Source organism: Pseudomonas sp. CG7, assembly GCF_023701885.1.
GTDB lineage: Bacteria > Pseudomonadota > Gammaproteobacteria > Pseudomonadales > Pseudomonadaceae > Aquipseudomonas > Aquipseudomonas zanjanensis.
Genome location: NZ_JABAEE010000029.1, coordinates 35,941 through 52,017, shown reverse-complemented (window position 1 = coordinate 52,017; position 16,077 = coordinate 35,941). Strand labels below are relative to the sequence as shown.

Annotated in this window: 8 protein-coding genes and 1 tRNA gene; 1 reads left to right on the top strand and 8 read right to left on the bottom strand. The window is 60.7% G+C overall.

Annotated elements, in window-relative coordinates:
• Positions 1–153: 153 nt before the first annotated feature.
• The 7 genes from HGO40_RS13985 to HGO40_RS13955 form a co-directional block, all read right to left on the bottom strand.
• On the bottom strand, positions 154–486 hold the full coding sequence (locus HGO40_RS13985) for a hypothetical protein (protein WP_250963472.1): 333 nt from the start codon (positions 484–486) through the stop codon (positions 154–156).
• A 70-nt stretch (positions 487–556) separates the two neighbouring features.
• Positions 557–736: a hypothetical protein gene (locus HGO40_RS13980; RefSeq protein ID WP_250963471.1), complete on the bottom strand. Its 180-nt coding sequence runs from the start codon at positions 734–736 to the stop codon at positions 557–559.
• Positions 737–1,030: 294 nt separating this feature from the next.
• Positions 1,031–1,360, bottom strand: coding sequence for a hypothetical protein (locus HGO40_RS13975; protein WP_250963470.1), 330 nt, complete (start codon positions 1,358–1,360; stop codon positions 1,031–1,033).
• Positions 1,360–10,581, bottom strand: coding sequence for a two-partner secretion domain-containing protein (locus tag HGO40_RS13970; RefSeq protein WP_250963469.1), 9,222 nt, complete (start codon positions 10,579–10,581; stop codon positions 1,360–1,362). The genes HGO40_RS13975 and HGO40_RS13970 overlap by 1 nt, the downstream gene beginning before the upstream one ends.
• Before the next feature lie 45 nt (positions 10,582–10,626).
• Positions 10,627–11,145, bottom strand: coding sequence for a toxin-activating lysine-acyltransferase (locus HGO40_RS13965; protein WP_109753925.1), 519 nt, complete (start codon positions 11,143–11,145; stop codon positions 10,627–10,629).
• A 9-nt stretch (positions 11,146–11,154) separates the two neighbouring features.
• Positions 11,155–12,816: a ShlB/FhaC/HecB family hemolysin secretion/activation protein gene (locus tag HGO40_RS13960; RefSeq protein WP_250963468.1), complete on the bottom strand. Its 1,662-nt coding sequence runs from the start codon at positions 12,814–12,816 to the stop codon at positions 11,155–11,157.
• 454 nt (positions 12,817–13,270) lie between these two features.
• Positions 13,271–13,347 (bottom strand) — tRNA-Arg (locus HGO40_RS13955).
• A 527-nt stretch (positions 13,348–13,874) separates the two neighbouring features.
• On the opposite strand from HGO40_RS13955, the gene HGO40_RS13950 reads away from it, so the two are divergent.
• Positions 13,875–14,201: an Arc family DNA-binding protein gene (locus HGO40_RS13950; protein ID WP_186707061.1), complete on the top strand. Its 327-nt coding sequence runs from the start codon at positions 13,875–13,877 to the stop codon at positions 14,199–14,201.
• A 126-nt stretch (positions 14,202–14,327) separates the two neighbouring features.
• On the opposite strand, the gene mgtE is transcribed toward HGO40_RS13950, so the two are convergent.
• A complete protein-coding gene (mgtE, locus tag HGO40_RS13945) occupies positions 14,328–15,770 on the bottom strand; it encodes a magnesium transporter (RefSeq protein ID WP_060741018.1) in 1,443 nt (480 codons plus the stop codon).
• Positions 15,771–16,077 lie beyond the last annotated feature (307 nt).

The following is a 16,077-nucleotide window of genomic DNA, read 5'->3' as shown; positions in this document are numbered from 1 at the left end:
TCAGAAAACTTCATAAAACAGAGGAAAGATTTATTTAGAAACCAAATCAACACCACCACTTCTCTTTGCCTAAACAACAAATCTCTTTTTTCTATTGTGACCTCCGCCCCATTCCCCAAAAAGACTTAGGACTCACAACTTTCCCCCCCCCATTCATTGCGAATATATAAATTCAACCCCGATTTTTCCTTCAACCAAGTCAATCGTTACTTCGCAACCATTCCAAACAGACATACCTGCCGTTAGCTTATTCTCAAAATACCAATGTCGGAGCTCCACCAACAGCTTCAGCATATCCGTATTTGCACGCCCTCCAGCGGCAAACCAGGACACATTACCTTGTTCATCTACGAAATCATATTCATACTCGCAGCTGTCCAATTCCGGCGCCAACTGTGCGCGCATCACAACCTTACACGCCCCCTTTGGAGCGACATCGAATAAAATCGCACCAATATCATTGTAAATATCATTATCGCCACGCACCGAACACCTCTTGGCGAATCATTAAACAAACTTCTTCAGGACAACCACCAAGCAAAAAAAGGGGACAAATTCATTTAAGCACCGAGCCATTAAATAAATCCCTCCCCTTTCCCGCTTTTCCCAGATATGCCCGCGAGACCAGCCCCAAGATCGGCTTGAGCTGCTCATTCATTTCCACAAAGGCTTCATAGGACATGTCCGGGTCATCATTGAGAACCCAATAAACCCCATCCATCAGCCGAACCGCCATACGATACTTTCCTTGCAGTCATGCAATGACTTCATCCGGGCCATAGCCTAGAGCACGCTGACAAAGGGCGGAGTTAAAGGCATGTCGTAAGGCTCAAAACCTCGACGGACGGCAACACCATACAATGCATACTCGTCACCATCCGGATATTCCCAATGGGGTACATAGCCAATTACCTTAAAGACCTTGAAAATCTCATCATGAAAAAAGGGGGAGTTTATTTAAGAACAGAGCAATTAGATACCCACCGTTTCCTACAACGCAACATTTTCACCCCCTACCTCCGCAAAAAACTTAACCATCATAACTGTAGTTAATACTAATTTTCATTTTCTCTACATCCAAAGTAACTGCACACGAAGACCAAGGTTTCCCATTTTGGCACAACCCATTTTCAACATAGTAGCGCCGGAGCTCAACCAACAACTCTGTCAAATCTCCCACAGCTCTGCTGTCTGGATCAAACCAGCTTGAGCGGTTTGTTTTATCGAAATAATCAAACTCATAACTTCCTCCATCGCCCTCGGCAAAAAGCCTAGCTCTAACAACTATTTTTTGAGCCCCCGAAGGACCAGCATCCAATAAAAGCTGGCCAATTTTTTGATACAGCCCCTGCTCGCTCATCAGTTTCCACCTTTAGGTGCATTTTTAAAATCAACAATCACAGGACGTCCACCATCAATCGAGTATCTAACATTGAATCTATCCGGCCTGAGGCCAGCATCTGTATAGACAGGCTCGATTTTCACGCTGACGCTCTTACCCTCCTTGAGTGCGGAAGCCCATGCATTCTCCATCACCTTCCACTCACCTTTGTTTAGATTCCCATTCATGGGAAGCAAATTTAACTTTTCACCAGGGCCGTTAAAAATGCTTGCAATTAGATGCCCCCCTTCATCACCAGCAACTCCGCACTTTCCAGCGACACACTGCTGGTATGTATTCCTGTCATTTTTCACAAGCGAAAGCTCAGATTCAACCTTTTCAACGCGACCCAAACTATCGGTTTGATAAATCTTGTTGCCATCCACTTTATAAATTGTATTGGGCTCAGGTTTATTCAGCTCTTTGGACCACGCCCCCTTACCACCAGAGTTAATTTCTACTTCGCGTAGCACTTTACTAGGTTTTTTTATCCCAGCACTATAGTCCCCAGGATTCTCAACAACCTTCCCATTAACGGTCGTCGTGCCAGGGCCATACCCCCCCTCAAGCTTCTTGCTATACGCCCCCTCCACGCTGCTCCAGTTCATCGGCTTCCCGGCCGACACTTCAGCTTTGGCAATGTTGGCCATATCGGCCATTTTTTCAAGCTCTTTGGCCCCCACCTTGATCCCGGTTTTCGCCAGCGCCACGCCGCCCTTGGCCGCCGTGCCCACGCCCGTGGCGATGGTGCCGACTTGCCAGACCAGTTCGCCAATATCCTGGCCCAGTTGCACGGCACGTTCGTCGCCGCCGTGTTCCAGGGCGTCTTCGATACGTGCGATTTTGGCTTCGGCGTCACCGACCATTTCATCGCCTAATCTCTGGCGCGCCTCGGGATCGTCGAGCAAGGCTTTGATACCTTTGATCCCTTCAACCGGATTGAGGAGGAATTGCGCCAAGCCTTCGACATCGCTCCAACCCGCCTGCGCCAAACCTTTGCCCACGCCGAAGCGGGTCAGGACGTCTTGTTTCTTGTGGATGTACGCCCACTTGGCGATCACCTGCGCTTTGGCCCCGAGACCGTCAGCCGCGCTGTACTCCTTCTCCGCCTGAACCCACTGCTGAGTCGCCAGCCAGTTGTTGTCTACCGCAGCGCCCGCCGCACTGTTGGCGGTAGCCGGGTCGAGCGAGGAGCTGGTGGCGGCCAACCCGGTGACAATGCTGACGATCAGGTTGCGCTTGGCCTCACGCTGGGCTTCGCTTTCATCGGGGCTGGCTTCGGAGAACAGGCCGGTGAGCAGGCTCGATGGCGCCGCGCCTGCGGCTCCGCTGCCACAGCTCTGGCTGCTGGCGGCGGCACCCGCACAGGCGCCGATGCCGTGCAGGGCGGCGTGCAGCGGCGAGCCTTCGGTGAGTTTGCCGTCCGCCACCAGGTCGCCGATGTAGCCGGCGCCCTGCTGTTGCAGGTAGTTGACCACCAACCCTTGGACGAACGCGCTGTTACCGCCGCTGATGTTGCCGCTGGCCGCGCCCACCAGGGCGGTGGCGAGCTGCCGGTAGGCGCCGCCCGCGCCCCACTTGTCGGCGATGCCGCTGGCTTCGGCATTCAGGCGCTGAGCGCTGCCGAGCAGCGCCAAGCGTTCGCTGTCGGTGAGTTGGGCGTTGGGGTCCAGGGCCGCGTTCTGGGCCGCCTCGGCCTGTTTGCGCTTGAGGTCGACTTCCTTGGCCTTGTTGGCGAGCAAGGTGCTGGCTTCGTTGGAGAACGCCCCGACGATCTCGAAACCGGCTCGGATTTCGTCTTCGTCGAAGATCGGCTTGAGGGTGTTGGTGGTGTCGCGGTCGCTGGAGACATCGCGGTTGAGGCTGGCGACGGTTTGCTCGCCATTCTGGCCGGTGCGTTTCTGTTGCTCGGCGTCGTTGCTGATGACGATGGTGCCGCCACTGATGCCGCTGCGGGTGACGCTGCTGGCGTCGTCGCTGGCGCTGATGGCGATCGGCATGGTGGCGCTGAGGTCGTTGTCGTTCTTCGGCAGGTCGGTGCCCGGGGTTTGCGTGCCGCCGCTGGTGGCGTTGCCCTGCTGGTCCTTGCCGACTTCGCGATAGCCGCCACCGACGCTGACGGTGCTGGCGTCGTACTCGGCCTTGTTCTTGATGTCGCGGCTGGTGAGGCTGGCGGTGACCAGGCGATTCTTGCCGTCCTGCACGGCCTTGTCGCTGCTGGCGATGACAGCGCCGACCAGGTCGGTGTTGCCCCCCACGCGAATGTCAAAGCCGTCGTCCCCGGCCGTGATGCCCGATTGCTCGGTCACGCTGGCGTAGTTGGAATCGATATCCGTGGCACCGAAACTGCCGCTGGCACCGCTGACCGAACTCATCCCTAAGCAGAACGGCGGAATGCACAGGCTGATGCCAACGCCCAGGCTCTTCTCATCGACCACGTAGGTGGTGGTGTCTTGCAGGCTTTCGATGGTCAGGTCGCCGCCGATATCGGCCAAGACCTGTTTGCCGCTGGCCACCGCGCCTTTGAGGTTGGTGTCGCCGCCCGAGGACAGCAGCAACTGGTTGCCCGCCTGGACATGGGTATTGGTGTGGGTGAGCCCATCGCCATCCGCCTGACCACGACTGCCGGACGCCCCCAGGTCCAGGGTGAAACCGTTGCGAGCACCGACGGAAAAGCCGATGCCGATACTTGCGCTGCTGCTCTTGCTGTCGGTGTCCTGCTTGTCGATCTTGCGGGCGGCGAGCAGGTTGATGTCACCGTCCGCCAGGAGGCTGGCGTTGCGGCCGGCCTTGATATCGCTGCCTTGGACGGTGATGTTGCTGGCGGCACCCGCGCCCGTGGCGCGCAGGCGTAGGCCGTGGCCGGCGGTCATGGTCGAGCCGGCCGCGCTGTCGCTGGTGTAGGTGGTGGTGCTTTCGTTCTTCTTGGTGCCCAGGGACAGGCTGATGTTGATCCCGCCCGCCGCGCCCGGGTCCATCGCCACGGCGGTGGCGGCATTGTTGGTCGCCAGTACGGCGGTGGCGGCGGCCAGGGCTGTCATGCGCCCGTCGTCGGTTGTTTCCGATGCCCGTTTCATTTGCTGGGACGTCTGGATCGCGCTGATCACCGGGTTGGTCACGGTGAGGGTGAACCCGGTCTGCTTGAACAGGGTTTCACGCTCGCGCTCGCGGGTGTTGCGCGCCTCGACGACGTCGATAGTCTGCGCCGTGACGTCGATGTTGCCTTGTGGCGCCGACACCTGGCTGCCCACTTGGCGATAGCCCTTGCCCGCTTCGATCAGCACATCACCGGTGGTCGAGCCGACCGTGCTCGCCACGGCCGTGTGCTCGGTGGTGAGGTCCTTGACGCTCTGTTGCTGGGTCCCCATGGTCACGGCGATGCCGCCGCCGCTGAACAGGCCGCTTTTCTTCACGGACTTGTCATGACGTTCGCTGCTGCTGGCGGTGTCGGCTTCGATGTTGACGTTGTTGTCCGCCACCAGCACCGTCTGGGTCGTGGACACCACGTTGCTACCCTTCAGGTTGATGTCGCGACCGGCCTGTACATAGGTCTGCTCGCCGCTGAGGGTGGAGCCTTCGACCGAGGTCTGGCTGATGGTGTCGCGGGTGGTGGTGGTCTTGCTGGAAAACATCCCGTTGCTGCCCTTGACCTTGTGGGCTTCATCGGCGAACTGGTAGTTCTGGCCGGCGGTCAGGTTGACGTCGCGCTTGGCCTCGGCAAACACCGCCCCTTGCTCGCTGGTGACCTGGGCCGCGCGGGCGTTGAGGTCTTGGCCGGCGCTCAAGCGCACGTCGCCCTGCCCTTGGATCTGGGAGCCGACTTCGGTCTGGCTGGCATCCTTGCGCCAGTTGCTGCTGTTCCAGGCCAGCGCTTGCTCGTGGGCTTCTCCGACGGTGGCCAGGTTGATGTTCTTGCCCGCCTCCAGCAAGGTACTGCCGCCCTTGCCGGCATTGCCCACCTGGGCCCCGGTGAGGTTGAGGTCGTTGCCGGCACTCACGCCCATCGTGCCTTGGGCGCCGCTGACGAACAGCCCGGCCACCCGCGACAGGTTGGGGCGGGTGCCTTGGGCGCTGCTGCTGTCCCGGCTGCTGGAGACGACGTTGATGTCCTGCCCGGCCTTGAGCGACAGGCTGTCCACGGCACCGATCAGGCCGCCAAGGTTGTTGAGGTTTTCCCGCGCGGTGAGCGATGCCTTGTCGGCCTGGATGCGCCCGCCGAGGTTCTCGATGTTCTGCGCGGTGATCGCCATGACACTGCGCCCGGCCAGGCTGCCACTGTTGACCAGGTCGCCAGCGATGTTCAGGTTCAACTGCTGCCCGGCAATCAGGGCACCGGAGCCGTTGAGGTCGCCCTCCTGGACCCGTACGTACACTTGCGGCACCAGCACGTTGCGGGTGTCGCCGTTGGCCAGGGTGACCTGCTTCTGAACCAGCCAGACGATGTCACTGGTCAACTGGGCCATCTGCGCGGAGGTCAGGGCCACGCCGGGCACCAGTTGCCATTGGCTGGCGACGGTCACGGCGTTGTCGATCAGGGCACGGTACTGCGCTTCGTCATTGGCGTAGCCGTCGAGGAAACGGCGGCCGGTGAGTTGCGCGATCTGTTCACGAATCAATTTCTGTTCGTAGAAGCCGTCGCCCAGGCGTTGTTGCGTCAGTGCCGGGTCGACTTGCAGGCGCTGCAGCATGTAGTCCGATGACAGCCAGGTGCGGTAGCTGGCAAAACGCGGATCGGTTTCGATCAGGTAGCTGCTGGTGTTCTGGGGATTAGTGGTGAACAGGCTGTTGTTCGGCAATGCCAGGGAGGGCCCGCCGCTGCGGATCTGCTCGGCCACGCCCTTGCTGTTGAGGGTGGTCTGGGCCGCGACCTGAACGATGGGCGCCACTTGAAAGGTCCTGTCGACCGGAGCGCTGACCGTACCCGTGGCGGCGATCTGTTCGCCGACGCCTTGTGTGGCGCGGGCGCTGATCTGGGTGCCGGTGCCGTTGCCGGCGGCGTTCTGGGCGAACACGGTCGGTTGCAGGCTGATGTCCTGGATCAAGGGCGCAGGCGTGTAGGCCGTGACGGCTGTTCCTTGACGGTCCCGGCCCTTGCGCTGGATGCGGTAGTAATTCGTTGCGGTGCCGCTGTCGGTGGTGGTGCGCTGGCCGGTCAGTTCGGTGTTGGTCAGGCTGGTAATGTTGGCCTGCAACAACCCACCGGCAATGATGCGGCTCTTGTCGTTGAGCACATCCCCTGCATTGATCTGCATCGTCCCGCCCGAGAGGATCTGCGCCGGTGCCGAGGTGGCGATCTGGGTTTCCTGGACCACGCGAGTGTAGTCGTAGCGGTTCCAGCTATCTTTGCTTCCCTCGGGCGTGTTGAGGTAATTGACCTCGTCGTGGCTCACGGAAATCTGGTCGCCCTGGTAGCGGTTCGGCGAACCGCTGAGCTGGAATTCCTGCAAGGCGGTGCGGCTGACTTCCACCTGTTGGGTGCTGAAGTGTTCGTTGGTGTTGCGCACGCTTTGCACATCGAGCGACAGGTTGCCGAGGGCCTCGATGGTCGCACTGGCGTTGGTCAACAGTTGGGCCCGGTCCTGGGCTTTGTCAGTGGCGCTCAGCGCACCGCCAATGGCGAGGTCCCCGGCACTGAAGATCATTGCCTGCTCGCGGTTGTCCAGGGTGCCGGTGCCAATGTCCAGCGACTCGCGGGCGGCGATGGTCGCGGCGACGCCATTCTCATCGCGGTTGCTCAGGGCCGAAGTGGCAATCGCCAATCGGTCGCCGTATAGACGTCCCGTGCCCAGGTTATTGAGCGACAGCGCTTGCACACGCACCTGCTGGCCGTCGATCAGGCCACGGTTGGTCAAGCTGTCGTTGACGGTCAGGCGAACCTGGCCGGCGCTGATCTCGCCGTTGGCGGCGTTGTCCAGGGTCTGCGAGTGAACCAGCAGAAGATTGCCCGCCAGCAGTTTCCCGCTGTTGTTGAAAGCCCCTTCGGTGCTCAGGTCAACCTTGCCATTGGCCTGGATCTGTCCACTCAGGTCCAGGCCACTTTGCAGGCTGAACGTCAGGTCGCCCAGGCTCAGGGCTCGGCCGCTGCCCCCGGAATAGGCGGCGTTGAGCGACAACAAGCTGCCGGCGAGCAAGGTCGCATTGAGGTTGTGCACCGCCTGGCGACGTTGCGCCGGATCGCGGTCAGTGATGGTCAGGCCGGCCCCCGAGGAAATCAGGCCGCCCTGGTTATCCAGCGCTTGGCTGACGCCGATGGAGAATCCTTCGTCGGTGCGCACGGCACCGGCCTGGTTGCCGAAGGTGTCGAGCGCCAGGCTCATGGCGCGGCCTTCGAGGCCCTGATTGGCGCCTTGGGTGGCGCTGTTGTCGAGCACGTTGGCAGTCACGCCCAGGATTCCCCCACTGCGCACCAGTCCGCCCTGGTTGTTGAGCGTCTCGCCCAGCACCAACTGGACATCGCCGAGGCCCTGCAATTGACCGCCGCGGTTATCCACCCGGGCGCCTTCGACCTGTACGCTCTTCTGGCCAACGATCTGGCCGCCGCTGCCGTTGGTCAGGTCGGTGGCCTTGAGCACCAGCGCACCTTTGGCGCCGAGGAAACCGGTGCTGTTGTTGAGGTGGGCGCTGCGGATTTCCACCGCATCCTGGCCGCTGATGCCTTGGGTGGTGCCGGACTGGAGGTTGTTCAGCGCCTGGCTGCCGGTGTCGATGAACAGCTTGCCCTTGGCCTGGATCAGGCCCGCGGCGTTGCGCAATTCACCGCTGCGCAGGTCCAGGGTCGCGCCGGCATTCAGCGTGCCTTGGCTGTTGTCCATCAGCAGGCCGTGGCTATTCAGGTCCAAAGCCTGGCCACTGATCACCCCGCCCTGGTTATTCAAGCCCTGGGCCGACAGGGTGATATCGCCCAGCGCTTCAAGGCGTCCGCCGCTGTTGTTCAGCGCATCCGCCGAGACGCTGACCTTGAGCCCGGACTTCACCGAACCCAGCACGCCATTGGTGTTGTTCAACTGCCCGGCGATGATCTCCATGCGCTGGGTGGCGGCGAGCGTGCCGCCGATATTGTCCAAGCGGTCGAACGTCGCATGCAGCTCACCGCCGGCACTCACGGTGCCCTGGGTGTTATCCAGCGCCTTGCCGCTGACCTTTGTCGTACCGCTGGCGGCCAGCGTCCCGCCGCCGTTATTGACCGCTTCGTCGGCCGTGACGGTCAAGGCACCGTTGTCGGTGGCGAGGACTTTGCCGCCCTGGTTGTTCAGCGTGCCGACCTTCAGCGCCACGGCACCGGGACCGCTGACTTGCCCAGCCTGATTGTCGAAGCGTTCACGGGCGGTGACCTGTAGCGGTTGCGCGCCGGTCTGGAGAATCCGTCCACGCTGGTTGGACAACGTCGTGGTGTCGAGCGTGATCTGTTGGCCTTGGGTCAGGCCATCATCGACCAGCACCTCGCCAGCCTTGACGTTCAATATGCCATTGCTGGCCAAGGTGCCTTTGCTGCCGGCCAACTGGGTGGCCTGGATATCCAGGGTGCCTTTGCCGGCGTGCTCGACCTTGCCCGTGCTGTTGTCGAACCGGTCGGCGCCAAGTTTCACATTGGTGGCATTGGAGGCAATCCGGCCGTCGCTGGTGTCGAGCGTGGCGGCGGCCTTGATCGACGTGTCGGCGGTGCCGGTCTGCACCAGCTCGCCGTCGGCATTGGAAATATCCCGCGCGCCCATCTGCAGGTTCCCCGCAGTGACCTTGGCCGTATCGGTGCGCAAGGTCTTGGCCGCTTTGGTATTCAGCACTTGGGTCGCATCGACTTGACTGCCAGTGAGGTTGGCATCGCCGGTACTGGCCGTCAGGGTCACGTTGCGGCCCAGGGTCTGGCTGCCGCTCAGGTCCAGGTCAGCCGCCTCGACGCTGACATCGCCGCCAGCCAGATTCTGGCCCTGCGCCTTGACCGTGGTGGCCCGTAGCGCGAGGTTGCCACTGCTGCCCAGCTTGCCGTCCGCGCCGACGCCCGCCGCCAGGCTCGAGGCCGTGGTGCTGCGAAGGGTCTTGGCGGTCAGCGTGGTGTTGGTCTGGCTGGCAACGGTGCCGCTGTTGTCGATGTCACCGGTGCTGTCGAGCCTCAGGTCGCCCTTGGCGTAGAGCGTGCCGCTGTTTTCAACGCTGGTGGCAGCAACCCGGGTCTCCGTTGCGCTGCTGATGGCGCCCTGGTTTTGCAACTTGCCGTCGGCGCTGATGACCACCTCGCCCGCCCTGGCGCCAATCTGCCCGGCGTTGCGCACACCCACGCCGGACTCCGTGCCCACCAGCATGCTCTTCCCGGCATACATGCCGCCGAGCTTGGCCACGTCGATGGCAACGGTGGGTTTTTCTCCCTCGGCGCCTGGTAGCGGCGTGGCCTGGGTGTTGTCGGCATTGACCTGATTACGTCCGGCCGTAACCTTCAAGTCGTTGGCCCACACCCCGGCGTTGACCTGTACCGAACGGGCAATCAGATCCGTATAGTCGGCCTCGCGGGCGTCCAGGCCTTTGCCTTCGATGTTGAGGGTCCCGCCCTGCACCGTGTAGCCGGTGATGCGACCGTTCTCCAACTGCGCCCGACCGGTGCTGAGGGTGGCCCGGTCAGCGTTGATGAAGCCGCAACCGTTGCAGGTGATACCCGACGGGTTGGCGATCACCACTTCGGCGCGCTGGCCGGCGACTTCGACGTAACCGCGCAATTGGCTGGGATTGCTGGAATTGACTTCGTTGAGGATGACCCGCGCGCTGCCATTGCCCAACATCGGGTTGCCTTCGATCCAACCGCCCAGTTTCGTCTGGCTATTGCCCGCACCGTTGTTGAGGATTACCCCCCGGCCATCGACGTCGAACTGGTTGTAGGTGTTGCGCGAGACACCGCCAGCGCTAGGCGCGCGGATATTCACCTGCGGCGTGCCGTTGGCGCTTTGTATCACCGTCGGTCGTTGCCCAGCCGGGGCGCCTGGGTCAGCGACGATGGTGCCAGCCCAGCTCGGCGCCACGTTCAAGGACACCAGGCCAATCGCTGTCATCAGGGCAAAGCGCAACGCTCCGAGTGTCGCCGTGCAAGCCGCTGCGCCCGCCGCCGGCCCGGAACGGGTCCCCGGCGCCTTGACCTGGCTGGTGACGTTCTCGGCCACGACCATCAGCAGTCCGCGGGCCTTGTTAAAAACGATTCGGTACAGATGCTTGTTCATAGCAATTCCATTTGCGGAGCCAGCCCGCACGAGCAGTGGTTGGAGTTACGCTTCGATTGCCAGCGGGTGGGCGGCAAACCAGGCCTGGGCCTGTTCGGGAATGACCCCGATCCCTTGGAATGTCTTGACCCGCAAGCCGCGCTCGTCGCCTCGGTGATAGAGGGCACGGGCACAGCGATCAATAAACAGATGACGTTGCAACAAGCGGCTCAATACCGCCGTGTGGCCAAAGGGAGCGACCCAGTCGTTGAGCCAGAGGCGCTCGCCGCTGTTCCAGTCGTCCTGGGTCAGCGCCAACGGCGACTGGCGCAGATAACGTTGCTCCGCCGCCTCGTCGAGGTTGAGCCAGGACAGGTAGAACACCGGCTTGCCGTGTTCGGAGCCGAGCACGAACTGGCGATGCTTGAGGGCCGGCAGCAGCAGCGTTGGCAAGGTGTGCAACGGCGCATCGCGATGGGCCTTGGAGTGCATCCACAACCAGGTGGCGGAGCCGAACACCGCGGCTTCGCTCCAGGGTTCGTCGATCAGGCCGGGGGCGATAATGTCTAGCGTCTCGAACTGCATGGGATCACCTCAGAATGACCAGATGACGGTGAACGCGCTGGTCACGTTGGCTGTCTCGAAACCATCGGGCTTCTTCAACGGCGTCCCCACCGACCAGTCATAGGACAGGCCTTTGTAACCGCCGCGTATACCCACCACGGCCCCCGCCAAGCGCTGGCCAATCAGGAATTCGCTGGATTGGCCACTGACTTCGCCATAGTCGATACCGGTGTAGAGCTCCTGGCCGGTCTGGCCCAGGGACAGGCCGATTTCGTTGCGCAGGGTCCAGCCACGGTCGGCGGACAGAATGTTTTCGCCATCGAAACCGCGCCCGCTGTAGCGCCCGCCGATGGAGAAACGATCCTGAGGCACCAGCGGCGTGCGGTTCCATTGCGCGCGCCAGCCGCCGATGTAGCGCAGGCGCTGATCGCCAACCTGGAACGGCACCTGCAATTGGGCATCGGCGGTGATGATCTGCGAGCGCGACGTGCCGGCGTCAAAGTCTTCTTCCGGCGCCCTGAGCGCATCTTGGGCACCGGTGCCGCGACGATAGGCGACGCCCAGGTCAAGCATCGAAGCGCCAATGAACTCCCGATGATCCAACCCCAACTGCCAACCGGCCATGCGGCGTTTCTGGTTGCCGACTTCGGTGTCGTCGATGAAGTTCTCAGAGGAGCGCGTCCACAGGCTGCCCCAGGCCGTGGTCTTGCGAACGGCGTCGCGGTACAGCAGGCGTGACAGGCGCACCTCGTTGTTGCGACTCTCGCCCCGGTACTGATAGGTCTGGTTGGCGCCGGCGACCGACTGTTCGTAGTTGTATTCGCTGCTGGTGAACCCCAACTGCCAATAACCGAACGGCAGCGAATAATGCAGCGTGCTGCCATCGGAGCCGCGATGGCCGGACTCGCCACCGCCCAGGTCATGGTTGACGCTGGCGTAGATCATATCGTTGAGCGCCAGCAGGTTGTCCAAGGACAGCGACACGTTGCCCTGGTATTTGCCCGTGGTCTTGCTGCCCGAATTGTCCACCGACAGGCTCACCCGAGCGGGGAACCGCTGGCTCCAGGCGATTACCACGTCGCTCTCACCGGGTTTGGCGTCGGCGGCACGGGCTGGCGCGATCTTGATGTCGGCCTCGGCGGTCGGCACGCGCTTGAAGTTCTCCAGCGCCTGCTCGATGTCGCGCAAGTTGAGCAGATCGCCAGGACTGGCCGGCATCGCGTTCCAGGCATTGGCTCGGGAGCTGGTGCCCTCTTCGAAACGAATCTCACGGATGCGCCCCGGCACGAGGGTCAACACCAGGACCCCACTGTTCAGATCCTGGGCTTCGGCGAGTACGCGCGTGGTGACGTAGCCGGCCTCGATGATCGCATTTTGCATGCGCTTCATCGTCAGGTTGATCCCGCCGCCACCGAGGCAACGGCCAATGGCCGGATCATCCTTGGGGTTGGCGGCGCGCAACGCCCACTGGAATTGTTCCGACGCTTCGCCGATCAGGCGAATGTCATTGATGGCGAAGCAGGGACTCTCCTTGGCGGGCAAGCGCTCGACACCTTCATCCACGGGTGTCGCCTGCAGGCGCACGTCGGGCCGGGACTCCAACTGATCGCGCAACACCCGTTCGCGCTCTTGCTGGCGCAGCAGTTCTTCTTCAGGCCCAGCCGCCTGCGCAACGCTCCACGCGCCCGTCATCCAGGCCGCTATCAGCAGCAGGGCGAGGCGTTTGGCGTTTTGTGCAGATGAGCAGGTTCCGTCAGCACAACGGCGAGGGCTGCTCGGTTTACGCGGTCGGCAGGGTGCGGCTGGCTGCATGTCACATCCTTGTGGCCTGAATCAAAGACACGGTGGGTCAGGCCTGCGAAATGCGGCACCGACATCGGTAAAAAAGAGGTACGTATTCCATCGGCTACGAAGGAAAAGTCCTACAACGTACCGAGACGGTCAGATAGCAGAGGGGGGAGAAAGTTTCGCGTTACCGAAACAGGCTCGGTAAAAAAGAGCAAAAATGGGCAGTCGATCACAGCCTGGGGGAATGAAGAGCGGTGCAAGGCACGCATGGCGCGCTGAAGGCGAAGATGATCGTGCGCAGATGGGGAATGCAAGCAGGGGAAAGTGAGCGGAAAACACGCTAACCCACTGTTTATAATGGTGTCCCAGGGCAGGTTCGAACTGCCAACCTTCCCCTTAGGAGGGGGATGCTCTATCCAATTGAGCTACTGAGACACGAGTCGACCACGAGGAATGCGGTGCGCGGAACGGCGTGCATGTTAACGACCTGCCCTGCGTTTGTCATGTCGTCCCTTTTTTTAAGTGTAGGTAATTGGTACTGCCCGGAAGGCTGGATAGGCCAGACGGCCATGCCTCGGCCACCATTCATCTGCCCCTGGCTTGCTCATCCTAGTAAATCGGCCATTTGCCACTATCCTGTACAAGACAGGGACGGCAGGCGTTTTTGTCCATTTCCGTTATCCGCCAGACGGTATGGCACAACGACACAATCTGACGGTCACAAAATGCGAACCTGTTGTTTTTTCCAATCAGTCCGCATTTTTTTGATGAAAGGTGCTGGCATAACGCCTTTACCCGGATCAGAATTTGTCACAGAATTGGCGCCAATGATCTGGCAATTTTGAGGCATGATGCGGGCCTCTTAACAATTCAGGTTGAACATTTGGCAATGGGGCTTGTCTTATCGACATCCTGCGGCCAATCCCAAGAACCGCTCCCCTGAACTAACCGGTTAAATAAATATGCGCCCAATGAAACAGGCAATTTATTCCAGCCGTACGGCTGACAAGTTCGTCGTACGTCTGCCAGACGGAATGCGGGAACGCATTGCCGAGGTGGCTCGTAATCATCATCGCAGCATGAACTCTGAAATCATTGCGCGCCTGGAGCAAAGCCTGATTCAGGAAGGTGCACTGGGTGAAGAGTTGAGCATGCGCCTGGACAGCCCAGAGCTGTCTTTGCATGAGCGCGAGTTGCTTCAACGCTTCCGACAACTTTCCCACCGCCAGCAGAACGCCCTCGTTTCGCTGATTGCTCATGACGTAGAGATGGCCGCAGAGCCGAGCTGATCACACGCAAAACACTCAAGCCAGCCTCGTGCTGGCTTTTTTATGCCTGGCGTTTGGCCCTCCTGCTCCCCTTTTCTCGCGCCCACAAAAAAGCCCGCCAACAGGGCGGGCTTCCTCGATAAATGATCAAAGCAGAAAGATAGTCGCCAACCCCAGGAAAATGAAGAACCCGCCACTGTCGGTCACCGCAGTAATCATGACACTGGCACCCATGGCAGGATCACGCCCCATACGGGCCAGGGTCATGGGGATCAAGACTCCCATCAATGCTGCCAGCAGCAGATTGAGTGTCATCGCGGCCGTCATGACCACACCCAGCGACCAGCTACCATAAAGCAGGTAAGCCACCACACCGATCACGCCACCCCAAATCACGCCGTTGATCAAGGAGACAGCCAGTTCCTTGCGCATCAACCGCGAGGTATTGCCGGTGCTGACCTGGTCCAGCGCCATGGCACGGACAATCATGGTGATGGTCTGGTTACCGGAGTTGCCACCGATACCGGCGACGATGGGCATCAGCGCCGCAAGCGCCACCAGCTTCTCGATGGAGCCTTCGAACAGGCCGATGACCCGGGAAGCGACAAACGCCGTGATCAGATTGATCGCCAGCCAGGCCCAGCGGTTACGCAGGGACTTCCAGACCGAGGCGAAGATGTCTTCCTCTTCGCGCAGACCGGCCATGTTGAGGACTTCGCTTTCGCTTTCCTCACGAATCAAGTCGACCATTTCATCGATGGTCAAACGGCCGATCAGCTTGCCGTTCTTGTCGACCACCGGTGCGGAAATCAAGTCGTAACGTTCGAATGCCTGGGCCGCATCGTAGGCGTCTTCGTCCGGGTGAAAGCTCACCGGGTCGCTGGCCATGACCTCGGCGACCTGCTTTTCCGGGTCGTTGACGAGCAGACGCTTGATGGGCAGCACGCCCTTGAGCACGCCGTCATAGTCGACCACGAATAGCTTGTCGGTATGGCCGGGCAGCTCCTTGAGACGGCGCAGGTAACGCAAGACCACTTCAAGGCTGACGTCCTCGCGGATCGTCACCATCTCGAAGTCCATCAACGCACCGACCTGCTCCTCGTCATAGGACAGCGCCGAGCGCACACGCTCACGCTGCTGGCCGTCGAGGGCTTCCATCAGTTCGTGGACAACGTCCCGCGGCAGTTCGGGCGCCAGGTCGGCGAGTTCGTCGGCGTCCATCTCCTTGGCCGCCGCCAGCAACTCGTGATCATCCATGTCGGCGATCAGGGTTTCCCGAACCGAGTCCGACACTTCGAGCAGGATGTCACCGTCGCGGTCAGCCTTGACCAACTGCCAGACCGTCAGGCGCTCTTCCAGTGGCAGGGCTTCAAGAATGTAGGCGACGTCGGCGGAGTGCAGGTCATCGAGCTTGCGTTGCAGCTCAACAAGGTTCTGCCGGTGGACCAGGTTCTCGACCCGGTCATGATTCGGGCCTTCCTGGCGATGCGTCAGGTCTTCGACGACCCGCTGGCGCTGCAGCAGCTCAACGACTTGAGCGAGGCGATCCTGAAGGCTTTCCTGCGTTTTTTTTACTTCTACTTGGGTCATAGGCGAACTCCACTCCCAGCAGTGGAGCACGCCGGAAGGATCAATCAGTTAATTCATGATTGGCAAAACTAGATATTGAGTAACTACTGGGTAAGTCCATGGAGATATTCCAAAGCCCCGGCGGGGCTGACGGGCGCAATCATACACCGCTTGACGCTTTAAAACGCTAAAAAATCATGGCAAGAACAAGCGCTTGCGAGACAAACCTGAACACAGGCTGAACCATCCCCTTACGACGACTTATCCAGAAAAGAAAACACACGCGCCGGCAGGAATGCAGCGACTACCCTTTTCTCCTGCACCGTCA

What these genes read in the sequence shown, in the direction of transcription:
- HGO40_RS13970 (WP_250963469.1), bottom strand. Translation starts at nt 10,581, where the DNA reads ATGAACAAGCATCTGTACCGAATCGTTTTTAACAAGGCCCGCGGACTG.
- HGO40_RS13980 (WP_250963471.1), bottom strand. Translation starts at nt 736, where the DNA reads ATGGCGGTTCGGCTGATGGATGGGGTTTATTGGGTTCTCAATGATGAC.
- HGO40_RS13960 (WP_250963468.1), bottom strand. Translation starts at nt 12,816, where the DNA reads ATGACGGGCGCGTGGAGCGTTGCGCAGGCGGCTGGGCCTGAAGAAGAA.
- HGO40_RS13965 (WP_109753925.1), bottom strand. Translation starts at nt 11,145, where the DNA reads ATGCAGTTCGAGACGCTAGACATTATCGCCCCCGGCCTGATCGACGAA.
- mgtE (WP_060741018.1), bottom strand. Translation starts at nt 15,770, where the DNA reads ATGACCCAAGTAGAAGTAAAAAAAACGCAGGAAAGCCTTCAGGATCGC.
- HGO40_RS13950 (WP_186707061.1), top strand. Translation starts at nt 13,875, where the DNA reads ATGCGCCCAATGAAACAGGCAATTTATTCCAGCCGTACGGCTGACAAG.
- HGO40_RS13975 (WP_250963470.1), bottom strand. Translation starts at nt 1,360, where the DNA reads ATGAGCGAGCAGGGGCTGTATCAAAAAATTGGCCAGCTTTTATTGGAT.